This window comes from Nocardia sp. CA-136227 (assembly GCF_050955695.1).
Lineage (GTDB): Bacteria > Actinomycetota > Actinomycetes > Mycobacteriales > Mycobacteriaceae > Nocardia.
This window is the reverse complement of record NZ_CP192081.1, coordinates 3,771,872-3,788,754: the sequence shown is the minus strand read 5'-3', so window position 1 is coordinate 3,788,754 and position 16,883 is coordinate 3,771,872. Positions and strand designations below refer to the sequence as shown.

At 68.8% G+C, this 16,883-nt stretch carries 16 protein-coding genes; 13 read left to right on the top strand and 3 right to left on the bottom strand.

The window, feature by feature from the left end:
- The first annotated feature begins 15 nt into the window (after window positions 1-15).
- The 4 genes from ACQP06_RS17370 to ACQP06_RS17355 all read left to right on the top strand — a co-directional run bounded on the left by ACQP06_RS17370 (window position 16) and on the right by ACQP06_RS17355 (window position 4,256).
- Entirely contained in the window at window positions 16-582 is a 567-nt protein-coding gene (locus tag ACQP06_RS17370) for a hypothetical protein (protein ID WP_433673157.1), read from the top strand.
- Window positions 579-1,223 carry a class I SAM-dependent methyltransferase gene (locus tag ACQP06_RS17365; RefSeq protein WP_433673156.1) on the top strand — a complete coding sequence of 215 codons (645 nt, stop codon included), beginning with the start codon at window positions 579-581 and terminating at the stop codon, window positions 1,221-1,223. The genes ACQP06_RS17370 and ACQP06_RS17365 overlap by 4 nt, the downstream gene beginning before the upstream one ends.
- Before the next feature lie 45 nt (window positions 1,224-1,268).
- Window positions 1,269-2,591 (top strand): family 1 glycosylhydrolase, encoded by a 1,323-nt coding sequence (locus ACQP06_RS17360; RefSeq protein WP_433673155.1) that lies wholly within the window; start codon window positions 1,269-1,271, stop codon window positions 2,589-2,591.
- Between the two features lie 306 nt (window positions 2,592-2,897).
- Window positions 2,898-4,256, top strand: a complete 1,359-nt coding sequence (locus tag ACQP06_RS17355) for a family 1 glycosylhydrolase (RefSeq protein WP_433673154.1) — start codon at window positions 2,898-2,900, stop codon at window positions 4,254-4,256.
- Window positions 4,257-4,273: 17 nt separating this feature from the next.
- On the opposite strand, the gene ACQP06_RS17350 is transcribed toward ACQP06_RS17355, so the two are convergent.
- On the bottom strand, window positions 4,274-4,945 hold the full coding sequence (locus ACQP06_RS17350) for a MerR family transcriptional regulator (protein ID WP_433673153.1): 672 nt from the start codon (window positions 4,943-4,945) through the stop codon (window positions 4,274-4,276).
- Window positions 4,946-5,047: 102 nt separating this feature from the next.
- Here ACQP06_RS17350 and ACQP06_RS17345 point away from each other — a divergent pair, with 102 nt between their 5' ends.
- Window positions 5,048-6,778, top strand: coding sequence for a GMC family oxidoreductase N-terminal domain-containing protein (locus ACQP06_RS17345; protein ID WP_433673152.1), 1,731 nt, complete (start codon window positions 5,048-5,050; stop codon window positions 6,776-6,778).
- A 60-nt stretch (window positions 6,779-6,838) separates the two neighbouring features.
- Here the strand turns inward: ACQP06_RS17345 and ACQP06_RS17340 are convergent, their stop codons facing one another.
- Window positions 6,839-7,150, bottom strand: a complete 312-nt coding sequence (locus tag ACQP06_RS17340; RefSeq protein ID WP_433673151.1) for an EthD family reductase — start codon at window positions 7,148-7,150, stop codon at window positions 6,839-6,841.
- A gap of 27 nt (window positions 7,151-7,177) precedes the next feature.
- Window positions 7,178-7,642, bottom strand: coding sequence for a hypothetical protein (locus ACQP06_RS17335; protein ID WP_357082114.1), 465 nt, complete (start codon window positions 7,640-7,642; stop codon window positions 7,178-7,180).
- Window positions 7,643-7,880: 238 nt separating this feature from the next.
- Here ACQP06_RS17335 and ACQP06_RS17330 point away from each other — a divergent pair, with 238 nt between their 5' ends.
- The 8 genes from ACQP06_RS17330 to ACQP06_RS17295 all read left to right on the top strand — a co-directional run bounded on the left by ACQP06_RS17330 (window position 7,881) and on the right by ACQP06_RS17295 (window position 16,857).
- Window positions 7,881-8,414, top strand: a complete 534-nt coding sequence (locus ACQP06_RS17330) for a DUF2599 domain-containing protein (RefSeq protein ID WP_433673150.1) — start codon at window positions 7,881-7,883, stop codon at window positions 8,412-8,414.
- A 114-nt stretch (window positions 8,415-8,528) separates the two neighbouring features.
- The gene (locus tag ACQP06_RS17325) at window positions 8,529-9,809 is read left to right on the top strand and encodes an aminotransferase class V-fold PLP-dependent enzyme (protein ID WP_433673149.1); all 1,281 of its coding nucleotides are present in this window, start codon (window positions 8,529-8,531) and stop codon (window positions 9,807-9,809) included.
- Window positions 9,806-11,068 carry a heavy-metal-associated domain-containing protein gene (locus ACQP06_RS17320; protein ID WP_433673148.1) on the top strand — a complete coding sequence of 421 codons (1,263 nt, stop codon included), beginning with the start codon at window positions 9,806-9,808 and terminating at the stop codon, window positions 11,066-11,068. Before ACQP06_RS17325 ends, ACQP06_RS17320 begins: the two co-directional genes overlap by 4 nt.
- A gap of 32 nt (window positions 11,069-11,100) precedes the next feature.
- Entirely contained in the window at window positions 11,101-12,510 is a 1,410-nt protein-coding gene (locus tag ACQP06_RS17315; protein WP_433673147.1) for a decarboxylase, read from the top strand.
- Window positions 12,510-13,844 (top strand): pyridoxal-phosphate dependent enzyme, encoded by a 1,335-nt coding sequence (locus tag ACQP06_RS17310; RefSeq protein WP_433673146.1) that lies wholly within the window; start codon window positions 12,510-12,512, stop codon window positions 13,842-13,844. The genes ACQP06_RS17315 and ACQP06_RS17310 overlap by 1 nt, the downstream gene beginning before the upstream one ends.
- Window positions 13,845-13,942: 98 nt before the next feature.
- Window positions 13,943-14,551, top strand: a complete 609-nt coding sequence (locus tag ACQP06_RS17305) for a hypothetical protein (RefSeq protein WP_433673145.1) — start codon at window positions 13,943-13,945, stop codon at window positions 14,549-14,551.
- A 107-nt stretch (window positions 14,552-14,658) separates the two neighbouring features.
- Entirely contained in the window at window positions 14,659-14,934 is a 276-nt protein-coding gene (locus ACQP06_RS17300; protein ID WP_433673144.1) for a hypothetical protein, read from the top strand.
- Between the two features lie 54 nt (window positions 14,935-14,988).
- On the top strand, window positions 14,989-16,857 hold the full coding sequence (locus ACQP06_RS17295) for a Na+/H+ antiporter (protein ID WP_433673143.1): 1,869 nt from the start codon (window positions 14,989-14,991) through the stop codon (window positions 16,855-16,857).
- The last annotated feature ends 26 nt before the right edge of the window (window positions 16,858-16,883 follow it).

Here is a 16,883-nt window from a genome sequence, read left to right as displayed (position 1 = left end):
AGGCAGCATTTACATATGAGTGATTCTCCGCACCGGGATCCCGCCGACGAGCGCGCGATCCTGGCAAAGCTGTTGTCCACCAATGCCGATGTCGTGGTCGAGGTATTACGCCCTGGCCAGGGCGTTCCGCCGCCCTCGGTGATGGCCGCGCTGCGGGCCGCGCGCAGTCTCGACGGGGTCGTCGACGATGTGCTGCGGTCGCTGGTGCGCCAGGCCCGCGACGAAGGGCGGACCTGGGCCGAGATCGGCGAGATCTTCGGCACCTCACGTCAAGCCGCGTTTCAACGCTTCGGCGGGGCCGGCGCCGGGATCCCGATTCCGCCGCTGCACTCCACGCCGCCGATTCCGCCGGTTCCCACCATTCCGCCCATGCCGGGCATTCCACCCCTGCCCTCCATGCCTCAAATGCCTTCCATGCCAGGCATGCCCGAATGGCCCCAGGGTCCCGGCATGCCGCCCGCGCCGGGACGTCCGTTCGCCGGACCCGGGCACCATGGACCGCACGGTCATCGCGGCCCCGGTCCGCACGGTCCGGGTAATGCTCCGGGGCCCGAGCCGCGCGACGACGAGCCGGGCGCATGAGAGCCGCCGCCGCGGGCCACGAGGTCGCGCACCCATCCGATGGTCGGAACCGCCGACTGCTCGCGGCGGCCCGGCAGCGCTATGCCGAGGACCGACTCGCCGACGCGGTATCGGCGGGGACCCGTCAGGTCCTCGTTTTCGGCACTGCCCTGGACACTTTCATCGCGCACAATCCGTACCGTGACGTGCGAGTCATCCGGGTCACCGAGCATGATGGCGGAATCGTGCCGCCACCAGGGGATTCCGAGTCCGGCGGCCGAGCCACGCCGAAGCAACTCGCGGAATTCGTCCGATTCGCACCCGGATTCGAGCCCGGGGACCCGGTGTTCGCCATCCGACTCGACGACCCGGGCCGCCGCGGCTCGGGCGGTACCGCAACCGACCTCGGGGGCGGCCCCACATGTCCCGGAGCGACCACTACAGTGTTGCGGTTGCTAGCTAGTTGCCAAGGCGGCGCGGAGATCGTGCTCGAGGTGCCTCCCACGGGCGTCACCAGCGTCGCCCGCGCGGTGCGCGATACGGGGTGGGTGGTGCAGGAGGACCTGAGCGCCGACACGCTAGCCTCTCGCTATCTCGATGTCGCGGCCGGACAGGACTTTTCGGTCGAACCCCGCATGGTTCGAGCGCGGGTCGCGCAATAATGCTGGTCGCCTGACCGATCCACTGTTCGCCGGATGAGGAGTGCCATGCCCGTGCACACCCGACGTCACGCCCTCGCGGTCCTGGCGGCCGCCACCGCCTTGCTGGCCGCGGCGACCCCGGCCACCGCGGCCCCGGCTCCGGCGGAGCTGCCGAGCCTGGGCGCGGACTTCCACTGGGGCGTGGCCGCGTCCGGATTCCAGAGCGAAGGGCATGCGCCCGACAGCAATTGGCGGCGCTACGTGGCCACCCATCCCGACTACGACCCCTACGGCGACAGCGTCGACTTCTACAACCGCTACGCCTCCGATATCGCGCTGGCCAAGGATCTGGGTGTGGACACCTACCGGCTCGGCGTCGAGTGGGCGCGGGTGCAGCCGCGGCCGGGCGAGTGGGACGCCGACGGATTCGCGTTCTACGACAAGGTCATCGCCGCGGTCCGGGCGGCGGGGATGCGGCCGATGATCACCCTGGACCACTGGGTGTATCCGGGGTGGGAGGCCGATCGCGGCGGCTGGGGCAATCCGGGCATGGTCGAGGACTGGCTGACGAACATGCGGATGGTGGTCGACCGGTACGCGAGCGCGGACCCGATCTGGGTGACGATCAACGAGCCGTTCGCCTACATCATGAACGAGGTCCGCAACGGCGGGCTGCCCGCCGCCGAGGCGCTGACCATGCAGGCGCGACTGGCCCAGGCGCACAACAGCATCTACGACCACATCCACACCCGGCAGCCCGGTGCGATGGTGACCAGCAATGTGGCCTACGTGCCCGCCGCGGATCCGCTGGTCAACGGCGGCATGCTCGACGCCATCGCGGCCAAGCTGGATTTCGTGGGCATCGACTACTACTACGGCCTGTCCCCCGACACCGCCGGCCAGTTCAGCGCGTTCGCGTCCTCGGAGCTGTGGAAACTGCCGTTGCAGGCCGACGGCATCTACTACACCTTGCGGCACTTCGCGCAGCGGCTCCCCGGTAAGCCGCTCTACATCGTCGAGAACGGCATGCCCACCGACAACGGTCAGCCCCGCGCGGACGGCTACACCCGTGCCGACGACCTGCGCGACACCATCTACTGGCTGCAGCGCGCCCGGGCCGACGGCATGAACGTGATGGGCTACAACTACTGGAGTCTCACCGACAACTACGAGTGGGGTTCGTTCGCACCGCGTTTCGGCCTCTACACCGTGGACGTGCGCACCGATCCGGGCCTGACCCGCAGGCCCACCGACGCCGTGGACGCCTATCGCGCCATCACCCACGACGCCGGTGTGCCGAGCGACTACCTGCCGACCCGCCCGCCCGCGGGCTGCTCGCTGGTCGATGCCCTCGCCAGCTGTGCCGACCCGGTGACGCTTCCGCGCTAGAGCGTCGCCGGGTGGTTGCACCGGACTGTGACTCCCCCTCCTGGAACCGCTTGGGCCACAGGCCGGTACATCACGAACGGTAGGCGGCGTGGGTGCGGCTCGACACCGAGATCATCAACGGGACCGTTATCGCAGCAGGTGAGGGCCGTGCGCCGGTTTTCCGGACCGGAAATCCGGCGCTTTTCGGCGGGTCAGCCGCGCGCACCGGCCCCCGCGACACGCCCCTCACTGCCCCGGAATTCAGCTAATCGACAGCTACGCTCCGAATGGGACATTCCGACCAGGCGTCCCGGAGAAGGAGCCCCGATGCGCCGTCGCCTGCACCGACTAGTCCTAGCTGGGCTCGCTGCCGCCGCGACGCTGCTGCCGGTGGCCACCTCCGCCCACGCGACTCCCGCGCTGCCGCCCGCGACCCCGGGCACCCACGGCGGAATGGGCCCGGACTTCCTGTGGGGCGTGGCCGCGTCCGGCTTCCAGTCCGAAGGGCACGCCCCCGACAGCAACTGGATGAACTACATCGACGCCAATCCCGACTGGGACCGCTACCGCAACTCCATCGACTTCCGCTCCCGCTACCAGACCGACATCGCGCTGGCGGCGGGCTTGGGCTCGAAGGTGTTCCGCATCGGCATCGAATGGGCGCGCCTGCAGCCCGAACCCGGGGTCTGGGACGAGGAGGGCTTCGCCTTCTACGACCGCGTCATCGACGACATCGTGGCCAACGGCATGGAACCCATGCTGACGCTGGACCATTGGGTGTACCCGGGCTGGGCCGCCGAACGCGGCGGCTGGAACGACGACGCCATGGTCGGCGACTGGCTGGCCAATGCCCGCAAGGTGGTCGACCGCTACACCGCCCGCAATCCGGTGTGGGTGACGGTGAACGAGCCGGTCGCCTACATCATGCACGAGGTGCGCCAGAACGACACCGACGCCGACCAGATGCTCGACCGGGTCGCCCGGGTGCACAACGAGATCTACGACTACATCCACCAGGTGCAGCCCAAGGCGCTGGTCACCAGCAATGTCGGGTACGTGGCCGGGGCCGAGGCGCAGGTCAACGGGCCGCTCATGGAACGCATCGGCGACAAGCTCGACTTCATCGGCGTGGACTACTACTTCGGCTACGAGCCGCCCAAGGCCAATACGGTCAATATGCCCGACGGGTCGGTCGCACCGCCCGCCGGGATGTGGGACCTGCCCATCCGCCCCGAGGGCATCTACTATGCGCTGCAGCACTATTCGAAGATGTTCCCCGGCAAGCCGCTGTGGGTGGTGGAGAACGGCATGCCGACCGACAACGGCAAGCCCCGCGCCGACGGCTACACCCGCTCCGATCATCTGCGCGACACCGTGTACTGGCTGCAGCGCGCCAAGGCCGACGGCATGAACCTGATCGGCTACAACTACTGGAGCCTCACCGACAACTACGAGTGGGGTTCGTTCGCACCGCGTTTCGGCCTCTACACCGTGGACGTGCAGACCGATCCGAGCCTGACCCGCAAGCCCACCGACGCGGTCGACACCTACCGGCAGATCATCACCGCCGGCGGGGTGCCCTCGGGCTACGAACCGGTGCGCTTCCCGTCCGACTGCAAGCTGGTCGATCCCCCGGCCAGCTGCGAGAACCCCGTCACCGTCCCCACCGCGGTCCCCGCGCCCTGATGCGGGCGCGGCGCGGTTCAGCGCCGGCGGACCGCGCGTTCGACCTCCTCGGCCAGGGTGGCGCCGCCGACCTCGCGGGCCGCGGCGAGGAACCGGTCCCGGAAGCGATCCAGATCCAGATCGATGCCCTCGCCGGTGTACTCCCGGCCCGACGCCTCGCGGACCACCCGGATCATCTCGTCGGCCAGGGTGGCGATGTGGGTGCGGATCAGCTTGCGCAGCACGCCCGACAACGCGATGTCGGTGCCCACGTCGTAGAGGATCAGCGCGCCGGTGAGCATGGCCGGTTCGGGCACCCGCCAGCGGGCGCCGAGCGGTTCGAGGTAGCCCTCGGACAGCAGGTCGTCGAGGATCTCGGGGCGGCGATCACCGAGCAACTCGGTCAGGGCGTCGTCGTCGAGGACCGTGCCGGTGTCGAGGTCGCCGCTGTAGCGCGGATCGAAGACCTCCCGCCAGTCGCCGTCACCGGGGACCTCGGCCTCGAACACCTCGCGGATCGCGTCCAGGCGCAACCCGCGCGCCTGCATGGCCGTGATGGCCCGCAGTCGTTCCAGGTGGTCGGGACCGTAGACCGCTTCCTTGCCCGCGCGACCGGGCTTGGGCAGCACGCCGACCGAGTGGTAGTAGCGGATGGTGCGGGCGGCGACACCGCTGAGTTCGGCGAGTTGCAGGCGGCTGTATCGGTCCACGCGAACAGCATAGATACCGCAACCCGGCCCAACGTTGACAGCCACAACTGTCCGCATTAGCGTAACCGCCGCCACACTGTCGACGACGACAAGGGAGTTCTCATGACCCAACGCGACACCGATTTCGACGTGCTCATCGTCGGGTCCGGTTTCGGCGGCAGTGTCAGCGCACTGCGCCTCACCGAGAAGGGCTATTCGGTCGGCGTGCTCGAGGCCGGTCAGCGCTTCGCCGACGACCAGCTCCCTGACACCAGCTGGGACCTGCGCAAGTTCCTGTGGGCCCCGAAGCTGGGCTGCTTCGGCATCCAGCGCATCCACCCGCTGCGCGATGTGCTGATCCTGGCCGGCGCGGGCGTGGGCGGCGGCTCCCTCAACTACGCCAACACCCTCTACGTGCCCCCGGCCCCGTTCTTCGCCGACCCGCAGTGGCGCGAGATCACCGACTGGCACGACGAGCTGATGCCCTATTACGAGCAGGCCCGCAAGATGCTCGGTGTCGTCACCAATCCGCACATGACTCCCGCGGACGAGGTGTTCAAGCAGGTCGCCGAGGACATGGGCGTGGGCGACACCTTCGTGCAGACCCCCGTCGGGGTGTTCTTCGGCGAGGCGGGCAAGACCGTGCCCGACCCGTACTTCGGCGGCGCGGGCCCCGAGCGCACCGGCTGCATCGAATGCGGCGAGTGCATGACCGGCTGCCGCCACAACGCCAAGAACACCCTGGTCAAGAACTACCTGTACCTGGCGGAAAAGGGTGGCGCGCAGGTGTTCCCGATGACCACGGTCACCACCGTGCGCCCGCTGCCCGACGGCACCTGGGGCGTGGAGACCGAACGCACCGGCGCCTGGTTCCGCAAGCAGCCCAAGACCTACACCGCCAAGCACGTGGTGCTGGCCGCCGGCACCCGCGGCACCCAGCAGCTGTTGTTCGCCATGCGCGACAAGGGCGTCCTGCCGCAGCTGTCGTCGCGGCTGGGCGTGCTGACCCGCACCAACTCCGAGTCCATCCTGGGCGCGGCCACCCGCAAGGTGAACCCGGACGTCGACTTCACCCGCGGTGTGGCCATCACCTCCTCCATCCACCCGACCCCCGACACCCACATCGAGCCGGTCCGCTACGGCAAGGGCTCCAACTCGATGGGCCTGCTGCAGACGCTCATGGTCGACGGCGGCGGCAGCATCCCGCGCTGGCTGCGCTTCCTGGGCATCGTGCTGCGGCACCCGCTGATGCTGCTGCAGTTCATATCGGTGAAGAACTGGAGTGAGCGCACCATCATCTCGCTGGTCATGCAGCATCTGGACAACTCCATCACCACCTACACCAAGCGCGGGCTGTTCGGACGCAAGCTCACCTCCAAACAGGGCCACGGCGAACCGAATCCGACCTGGATCCCGGCCGGCAACGAGGTCACCCGCAAGGTCGCCGACACCATCGGCGGTGTCGCGGGCGGCACCTGGGGCGAGGTCTTCAACATTCCGCTGACCGCCCACTTCCTGGGCGGCGCGGCCATCGGCGCGGACGCCGACCACGGCGTCATCGACGCCTACCACCGCGTCTACGGCTATCCGACGCTCTCGGTCGTCGACGGCGCCGCGGTCTCGGCCAACCTGGGTGTGAATCCGTCGCTGACCATCACTGCCCAGGCCGAGCGCGCCGCGGCCATGTGGCCCAACAAGGGTCAGGTCGACACCCGCCCGGACCAGTCCGCGGGCTACGCCCGGATTGCACCCGTTGCACCGTTGCAGCCGATGGTCCCCGCCTCGGCCCCCGCGGCCCTGGTGCTGCCGATCGTCGAAATCCGTGGCGGCAGGTCCGAATCCACGCCCGCCTGACATCCCGCACATGGGTAGGGCCCCGGCCGATCGACGGCCGGGGCCCTACCCATGTCGTCATCAGAGCAGGTCTCGCTCGTGGCTGTAGACGAAAGTGACACCGCCGGTGGCGAAGTTGGGCACATCGGCGACCGCCGCCTGCCCCTGCGGGCTGGCGAGGACCGCCTCGAGTTCGGCGCGCGAATCGGCGTAGAGGCCCACGACGAGGTAGTAGGGCGAAGGCAGGCTGGGGTCGGCGCTCTCACCGTGGCCGATGGTCCACTTCTTCAGGCCGGTCATCTCCCGAGCGATCGGGATGTGGGTATTCCAGTAGTACTCGTCGAATGCTGTCGGATCCTGCGGATGTCCGTAGAGGATCGAGAGTCGGTACATCGCACCGAGGCTACGGGGCGATTCGGCTCAGTGGGCGTGGATGTGGGAGATGCCCATCGGGGAGGTCGGAGGCGGGACGTCGCCGATCGGGGCGCGGAATTCCTGGAGCGCGGCGAGGACGTCGACGTGGCGCGCGGCGTAGCAGCGGACCTGGGGCAGGGCGTGGGCGACCTCGCTGCGTTCGAGGGGTTCGGCGTCGATGTAGCCGACCTGGCCCAGGCCCACACCGAGGGTTTCGGCGATACGGGCGATGGCGGCGGACTTGCGGCCCCAGCCGACCTCGACGGCGGCGAAGCGGTCGGCGACACCATGGCGGCGCAGTTGCTCGACCGTCCAGGCCCATTCACCGCGGGAGGCGACCGCGTGCATGACCCCGCGCTCGTTGAGGATGCGCAGTGAGCGCGCGGCCTCGGCGCGCAGCGCTCCGGCGGTGGAGTCGCACACCACCCCATCCCAGAGGGTGTTGTCGCACTCCCACACAAGCAGTTTCACGTTCGCGGCATTCATCGTTCCCCTACCAGTCAGCAACCATCCGGTACCAAGGGTGCCGGACGGTCCCCTCTTTCACGAACCGCCCCGCGCGTGACATCGTAGGGGCTGTCTGGGCCAATACACCAGCGCGGGCAAAACCGGAGCACCGAAGTGCGGGTCTGCCCTGCGTGTTCCGAGTGTGCGCGATTATCGCTGGTAGTTTCGGATCCGGGCCGGACGAATCGAACGAAAGGGGCGTATGCCCATGCGGCGGCGCTGGAAACTCGCGGGTGGCCCACCCGTGCTCGCGCTGGCACTGGTACTGACCGGTTGCGGTGCGGCCGAGGACTCGGCGCCGGTGGTGGTCAGTTCGCTGGGGCCGGTCGCGGCGACCGTCGCACCCGTGCAACCGGTGCCCACGGCGGCGGCGACGAGCGCCGCGGCCATCTCGAGCCCGGTGACGCCGACGGTGGACCCGATGGCCGATCAGGCGCTCATCGATCACACCGAGTGGACCGACGAGATCGACGGCCGCCGTTTGAAGATCTTCCCGACCCGCGCCGGACGCATCGATCTGTTCCCGACGGCCGGGGAGCGCGCCTGGGGCGAGGTGCTGGCGCTGGCTCCCGACGCGGACTCCCCCGGCATGTACGACCAGTTCCGATGCCACTGGGAGTGGGCGCGCGCGGTCGCGCCGGACAAGACCAGCTGGAACATCGAGCCGTGGCGGCCCGCGGTCGGGTACGACGCGACGGTGTCGGCGCTGTGCAACCCCGGCGGTCCCGAACGCTGAGCGGTTGTTCGATGCGGTAACGAAACCGGTTGCCCGCCAGAACCTTCCAGCCGATAGCCAAATGTGCGTATCGTTGGTGACGTCCAGCGCTCACTCCTGGGAGGGAGGGCAATGGTGCGCGCCTCGGCACCCGAGACCTCTACGCCCACGCCGCCCGCTGCCGCCCGGGGACCGGCGTACCCCGGCGTGCGCGCGCTGTTCCCGGCGCTGACCGAGGCCGCCGAGGTCTACCTCGATTCCGCCTCCACCACCCAGAAACCGCGGCCGGTGATCGAGGCGGTGCACCGCTATCACCGCGAACGCACCGCCAATGCCGGACGCGGCACCTATCCGTGGGCCGGGGCGCTGACCGCCGAGGTGGCCGCCGTGCGCGCGGCGATGGCCGAATTCATCGGGGCCGCACCGGATGAGGTGGTGTTCACCGGCGGCGCCACGGCCGGGCTGAACGCGGTGGCGCTGTCGTGGGGGCTGGCGAATCTGCGTGACGGCGACGAGATCCTCTACAGCCCACGCGATCACGCCTCCAATGTGTATCCGTGGCAGCATCTGCGCGGCCTGCTGGCCCGGTTCGGGCGGCGTGTCGAGCTGGTGCCCTACCGGGTGAACGCGCTGGGCGAGGCCGATGTCGAGGACGTGGCGGCGCGGATCACCCCGCGCACGCGGTTGATCACCGTGGCACATCTGCACCACGTGTTCGGCGGGCTTTCCACCCTGGAGGAGTTGCGCGGGCGCATCGATCCGCGGATCGCGCTGTGTTTCGATTGCAGCCAGTCCGGCGGGCATCTGCCGGTGAACATGTCGGAGCTGAACGCCGATTTCGCGGTGTTCGCCGCGCACAAGATGTTCGGAGCACCGGGGACGGGCGTGCTCTATTGCCACCGCCGCCGACACAGTGAACTGCTGCCGTTTCTACCCGGTGGCAATTCGGGAGTGTCACTGGATGATTCGGGCCTGGTGGGTGGGGCGATGCCGCAGCTGCTGGAGGGCGGCACCCACAACCTGCCCGGGATCCTCGCCCTCGGCGCGGCCCTCGAGGTGCTGGGCGAACTGGGCCTCGACACGATCACCGCCCACAATCGGGCACTCACGCAGCGCTTGATCGCGAGCCTTCGCCCGATCACCGGCGTCGAGTTCACGCCCGGCCCGGCGTACGCGCCGTGCGAAACCGGGTACGGGATCGTGTCTTTCACCGTCGCCGGGATCAGCGCCACCGACCTGGGGTTCGTGCTCAGCGAGCTGGGCTTCCTGGTCCGCACCGGCGCCCACTGCGTCCCCACCGGCGGTGCGGCGGCCGACGAGGATTCGGTGCGGGTGAGCACGCACGTCTACACCACCGTCGACGAGATCGACCGGTTCACCGAGTGTGTCGCCACGATTGCCGAGGAGGTCTCGTGACCAAGTCAGGCCCCGAACCCCGCTACGAACGCCGCGCCGCCTCCCGGGTGCTGGCCGGACTGGCCCGGCCCGGACTGGGCGTGGCTCCGGTGCCGCCGCCCCCGCGCCGCGTCGAATACACCTGCACGCCGCTGGCTTCGGAGTCCGGCTCGCATCTGACGCTGTCGCAGCGGCTGTATCTGGAACGGTTCATGCGCCCGTGCCGTGCCGACCAGGTGACCAGCGCGACCCACCGCATCACCTGGACCGACAGCGACGGCATCCCCAATACCGGGCATTTCCGCACCGGCGGGCTGGGCCCGGTCGTGCCGATCGCCATGCGCGAGACGGTGCTGACACTGTGGCACGCCCTCGACGCCGATCCCGCACTGGCGCAGCGCATGACCAAGCTCGGCCCGCGCGAACAGGCGGTGCTCGACGGCACCACCACCGATCACGAACCACACGAGATCTTCCGAGTGGGCATCGAGGCGGCGGGACGGGCGCTGGCCCAGCACGCGCTGCTGGCGCGCGAGACGCCCTATCGCACCCCCGCCGAGTTCGCGGTGGGCATGCGCGATTCGGGCATCTACGCCGCCGTGGCGACGCGCTGGTTCTGGGAGTTACAGGCCTCGAGCTACCGGCGCGGCATGATCGCGGTCACCCTGACCACCCAACCCGATGGGACCGTGCGGTATTCGGCGGAGACGGTGGCGACGCTGCGCGCCATGAAGGACATGACCATCGAGGACGCGCACCGGGTCATGCGCCGCGCCACCCAAGTCGAGGGATTGAGCGTCGCCGAGGCGATCGCGAAGTATCACGACGAGCTGGATCTGATCTCGCGCCAGTACGCGCTGCTGCCGCCGGGCACCCGCCCGGCGTGTCTGGCCGCCATGCCGCATCAGCTCGACGGCGCGCACTACAGCATTCTGCCGCTGGTCGTCGACCGGTTCACCGAGGTGTTCACCCATATCGTGGACGGGATCACGGTGGCCCAGGTGGCGGCCGAAACCGGGTCGGAGACCCGTGAACTGGCCGCCGAGGACCAGGTGTTCTATGTCCCGGACATGACGTGCAAGCACTGCGTGCGCACCATCGGCGGGGTGCTGGACGCGATGGGCATCGGGGTCGGCGACATCGATCTGGTCAGCAAGCGGGTGGTCGCGGAGTTCCGCAGTCCCCGCAACCGGCATCGCGCCTTCGAGGCGCTGCGCGACAGCGGCTACAACCCGACTCTGGTCACGCCCGCGCCCGCGACCAGCGAAACCGCCGTATGACGGCTGCGGCGCCGCCGGGGTTGCCGGCGAAGATGCATGCGCTGGTGTCGGAATTCCTGGCCACGCCGGGCGTGGTCCAGGACGTGGTCGCCGAGTTCGGATCACCGGCGCACCTGGTGTTTCCGCAGGTGTTCGCGCAGAACCTGGACCGCTTGCGGACGGTGCTGGCGGCGCGGACCACGGGTTTCCGGATCTGCTACGCGCACAAGGTGAATCAGTCGTGCGCGTTCGTGGCGACCGCGCATGCCGCGGGTATCGGCATCGATGTGGCCTCGGAGGCGGAGCTGCTGGGGGCGTTGAAGGCGGGATTCGAGCCCGATCGCATCGAAGTTACCGGTCCCAAGGGTGAGGGGCTGTTGCGCGCACTGGTCGGCACCGGGGTGACCATCAATGTCGATAATCTGTGGGAGCTGGAACGCATTGCGGCACTGTCGGATATCCCCGTGCCGGTTTTGGTGCGAATGTGCGGATTCCCGGGGACGCCGGTGAGCCGGTTCGGGGTGCCGTTGACCGAGAGCGACCAGCTCCTGCGGATGTTGTCGACCCGGCGGGATCGGATCGAGTTCCGCGGGTTCGCCTTTCACCTGGATTCGGGCGAACCGGCCGAACGGGTCCGGGCGGTGGAGAGCTGCCTGGAGTTGACCGAGCGGGCCTACGGGTACGGATTGACGCCGACGGTGCTGAATATCGGGGGCGGCTTCCGGCAGGTGTTCACCGCCGACGCGGGCGCATTCGATGCATACGTGCACGCGCTGCGCGAATCGCTGGTGGGTCGTGGCGAGCAGATGGCCTGGGGCGCCCACACTTTCGGCTTCCACGTCGAGGACGGCGCGGTGCACGGGACACCAGTTTTTCACAAATACGCCAACATTGTGGATGCCGACCGCATGCTCGCCGATCTCCTGGATACGGGCCTGGAATCGCAGGGCGGCCGCAGTTTTGCACAGGTGGCTGGGGAGAACCTCCTCGACATCTGGCTGGAGCCGGGCAAGGCCCTGGTCGACCACGCCGGAATCACCGTGGCGCGGGTGGAATTCGTGAAGCGGACCGCCGACGGGTCGACCCTGGTCAATCTGGATCTGAGCCGCGACACCGTCACCCCGGCCGATCAGGAGGTGATGGTCGACCCGATCCTCATCCCCGCCCGAACAGGCTCTGACCGGCCGGATTCCGTCCCCGGCGACCCGAATCCCGGTGCGGCGGGCGTGTTCCTGGCGGGGCGGCTGTGCCTGGAAAGGGACCTGATCACCAATCACAAAGTGTGGCTACCGCGGTATCCACAATCGGGGGATTTCGTGGTGTTCCCCAATACCGCCGCCTACCACATGGATCTGTCGGCCGCGCGGGCCTCGATGCATCCGGTGCCGCCGAAGGTGGCGGTGTCGCGCGAATCCGGGAAGTTCACGGTGTGCCGCGACGTTGATTGGCACGAGGTGAACTGATGCGCTACGACCACATCACCGAGCTGATCGGCAATACCCCACTGCTGCGGCTCGATCCGGCCGTGCACGGCCTCGCGCGTGTGGAGCTCTACGCGAAGCTCGAGTTCTACAACCCGTTCGGGTCGGTGAAGGATCGGGTGGCGTGGGGCATGATCCGCGACGACCTCGACGAGATCATCGCCGGGAAGCGGACGTTGATCGAGGCGTCGAGCGGCAATACCGCCAAGGCGTTGCGGGTGCTGGCGGCCTTGCACGGGATCGGTTTACGGGCGGTCACCAATCGGATCAAGGTCGCCGAGGTGCGAGACCTGTTGCAGCTGTTGGGGACCGATATCGAAGAATTGCCGGGTTTGTCGGAATGTCCTGATCCGACAGCCCCCAACGACGTGTACTCGGTCATCGAATCGACCATGGCCCGCGCACCCGGCGCCTGGTACCACCCCTCGCAGTACACGAGCGAGAAGAACATCGAGGCCCACCATCACGGAACCGGGCGCGAGATCCACGAGGACCTGGCGCGCGACGGCATCACCCGCGTCGACTATCTGATCGGCGGGCTCGGCACCACCGGGTCCACCCGCGGCACGGCGACCTTTCTGCGCAAACACAATCCGGAGTTGAAGACCGTCGCGGTGGTCTCCGAACGCGGCGACTTCATTCCCGGTATCCGCTCGGAGACCGAGATGTGGGATGTCGGCCTGTTCCAGCCCGACTTCTACGACCGCGTCATGGCGGTGGAGGCCGGGCGCGCGGTCGACGCCACGCTGAGCCTGGCCACCGGCCACGGGGTGCTCGCCGGGCCGACGAGCGGGGCGACCTATGCCGCGGCGCTGGAGTTCCTGGCTTCGGTGGAACCGCCCTCGGCGCAGGCGGATCCGATGGTCGCCGTGATCATCGTGTGCGATCGGCTCGAGCCGTACCTGTCCTACATCCGCAAGCGCCGCCCGGAACTGTTCGGCAAGCCCGGGCGCGCCCCGGCACCGGACGCGGCCGAACTCGCCGCCACCCCGGTGCTGTCTCCCGACGAGCTCGAGCAGCTCGATCGCACCGCCCGTCCAACCATCGTCGACACTCGTGGCGCGATGGCCTATCGGATCGCCCATGTGCCGGGCGCGTTGAACATCCGCGACGATCAGCTCGACGACATGCTCGTCCAGGGTGTTCCGTTCTCGCGGTCGCGGCCGGTGGTCTTCGTCTGCCCGGTCGGCGAGGTGTCGTTGCGGTTCGCGGCGCTGGCCCGCCGGGCCGGGTACGACGCGCACAGTCTGGCGGGCGGCATCACGGCCTGGCGTGACGCGGGCAAACCGATGGAATCCGCGCCTCGGCACAGTTGACGCCAATGTGGCGGAGCCCCAGTAATTTCGGCTGTGGCGACACAGCCCGGGCGATACGATTGCTGTGCTGCCGCATATGCACGGAACGAGGGGCGCTCGTGCTCGAACAGTTCTCGCAGTTCTTCTCCCCGCTGTGGACCCCGTTCTCCAATCGGGTGCTCGCACCGCTGCTGAAGCGCGTACCGGCGTGGGCGCTGGCGGTGATCGTGGTGGCGGTGGCCGCCGCGGTGATCGTCACACCGTTGATCGTCAATGTCGTCGGTGATCGCACCCAGTCCTCGACCGCGCCGAGCGTGCCCGCGTCCACCTCGATCGGCGGGCTGGATCTCGCGCAGTACTGCGTCTCCTACGGGTACGGCCAGGTCGACGGCCAGTCGTGTGAGGCGGTCATCGATTTGGGCAAGGCGTGCGACTGGCAGTACAAGCAGACCGGTCTGCACATGTCCTTCTCGATGAACGACCCCTACAGCGGCATGTGCTTCACCACCGAACAGGCGGCCAAGGGCGGCATCCGGGATATGCCCGGCTACTGCAAGGCGACGTACCCGACGAGCAACGAGGTGCGACCGGCCGTCATCGACAAGACCACCTGGGTGTGCCAAGCACCGATCGACATGCAGATCGCGTGCATTTGGCAATACCAATCGCCGAAGGTGGAGGCCCGCAAGGACGGCGAGACCTGGATCTGTGTCAAACAGACGCCCTGATCCGACACGCGAATTCCGTTGAGCACCACCGCCACCGGGCGCCGCCCGCGAACCCGGCGGGAACGGTGAGCTGCTGGACTCTGCACTTCCGGCTTCGGGGCGCTATGGTGCCTGGGGTCGAATTCAACAGTGTTGCCAGGAGTTTCACCATCAGTATCGAGCGCGCCGCGGGTCCGGAAACCGACCTGCGCATCACCCTCACCGTCTGTCATGCCGCCACCGTGCTGTGTTTCTCGGCGGGTGTCGTCTCCATCCTGGTCGGCTCCTACACCGGCGCCGGTCCGATGCTCAATATGGTCGGCGTGGTGCTGTGGGTGGTGGCGCTGGCCGCGCGCATCGGGGTCTTCGCGATCACCCGGTCACGCTCGGGCCACGCCGACTGACCCTTCCGCGGTGCCGCTGCCGGAATCGGACACCACGACTGGCACGATGATCACGTGGAGTGGGCGTTCGGACTCGTGGTGCTGGTGTCGGTCGCGGTCGCACTGGCGGCCGGTGCGCGCCGGCTGGGGTTGGGTGAGCCGTTCGTGCTCACCGTGGCCGGGGTAATCGCGTCGTATCTGCCGTTCGTGCCCGAGTTCGACATCGAGCCCGAACTGGTGTTGCTGGGGTTGCTGCCGCCGCTGCTGTACACGACGGCGATCCGCACCTCGTTGGTGGATTTCCGGCCGAAGAAGACCTCGATCACGCTGCTGTCGGTGGGGTTGGTGTTGTTCACCGCGTTCGCGGTGGGCGCGGTGGTGTATTGGCTGCTGCCGGTGCCGTTCTCCGCGGCGGTGGCGATCGGCGCGATCGTGGCCCCGCCGGACGCGGTCGCGGCGACCGCGGTGGCGCGGCGGGTGGGGATGCCGCGCCGGATCGTGACCCTGCTCGAGGGCGAGTCGTTGTTCAACGACGCGACCGCGCTGGTGACCCTGCGGACCGCGGTCGCGGCCATGGCGGGCAGTGTGACGCTGTGGCAGGCGGGCGCGAGTTTCATCGGCGCGGCCGGCGGCGGCGCGCTGATCGGGGTGGCCGCGGCGATGATCTTGGCGTTCCTGCGCCGCCGGATCACCGATCCGGTGCTGGACACGAGCGTGTCGCTGCTGGCGCCGTGGATCGCGTATCTGCCCGCGGAGTCGGTGCACGCCTCGGGCGTGATCGCGGTGGTGACCTGCGGTCTGATCCTGGGTCACGGTGCGCCGCACTGGCAGAGCGCCGCCTCGCGTATCGCCGAGCACACCAATTGGCGGACCATCGCGTTCATTCTCGAGTCCGCGGTGTTCCTGCTGATCGGATTGCAGGTGCGCCACATCGTGGAGGCCGCCTGGCACAGCGACCTGCCGCATTCGACGCTGCTGTGGACGTGCGCGGCGGTGCTGGTGACGGTGATCGTGGTGCGGCCGGTGTGGGTGTTCCCGGCGACGTACGCGGCCTGGCAGGTCGAGGGGCGGCGGCAGGGGAAACCCAAGCCGGAGTGGACCGGACCGGCGGTGGTGGCGTGGGCCGGCATGCGCGGCGTGGTGACGTTGGCGGCGGCGCTGCTGCTGCCCGCCGACACCCCGGAACTGGACACGCTGCGGCTGCTGGCGGTCGTGGTGGTGGGCGGAACGCTGCTGTTGCAAGGACTCTCACTGCCGTGGCTGGTGCGGATGCTGCGCCTGCGCGGACCCAGCCGGGCCGAGGACCTGTTGCAGGAGGCGAATCTGCTGCAGCAGGCGACGACGGCGGGGTTGAAGGCGCTCGAGGAGAACATCGCGCCCGAGACGCCGCCGGATGTGGTGGACTCTCTGCGCAACCGGGTGGTGGTGCGGGCGCAGTCGGCGTGGGAGCTGTTGGGGCGCTCCGAATCCCAGCGGGTGACCCCCAGCGGCGAGTATCGGCGGCTGCGGCTGGCGATGCTGGCGGCCGAGCGGGAGACGGTGCTGCGGATCCGCGATGCGGGGCAGGTCGATCAGGAAGTGTTGCAGGCGGTGATGGCCGCCCTCGACATCGAGGAGTCCACCATCGACCGGGTCGCCGAGGCCGAGGACGACGACGGGCTGGTTTTGCGGGCGCCGATGCCGCCGGGCGCGTGCGAGCACTTGCGGGAGGCGCCGTGCGTGCGGGTGCCCGATACCCCGGACGCCTGCGGGGAATGCCTCGACGAGGGTCTGGTGTGGGTGCACCTGCGGATGTGCCTGGAGTGCGGGCATGTGGCGTGCTGCGACTCCTCGCCGGGCAATCACGCGACCAAGCATTTCGACAACACCGGGCATCCGGTGATCCGCAGTGTGGAGCCGGGTGAATCGTGGCGCTGGTGCTATCTGGACGAGCTGCTGGGCTGACCCACCCCTTGACTTTCCCACCGGGA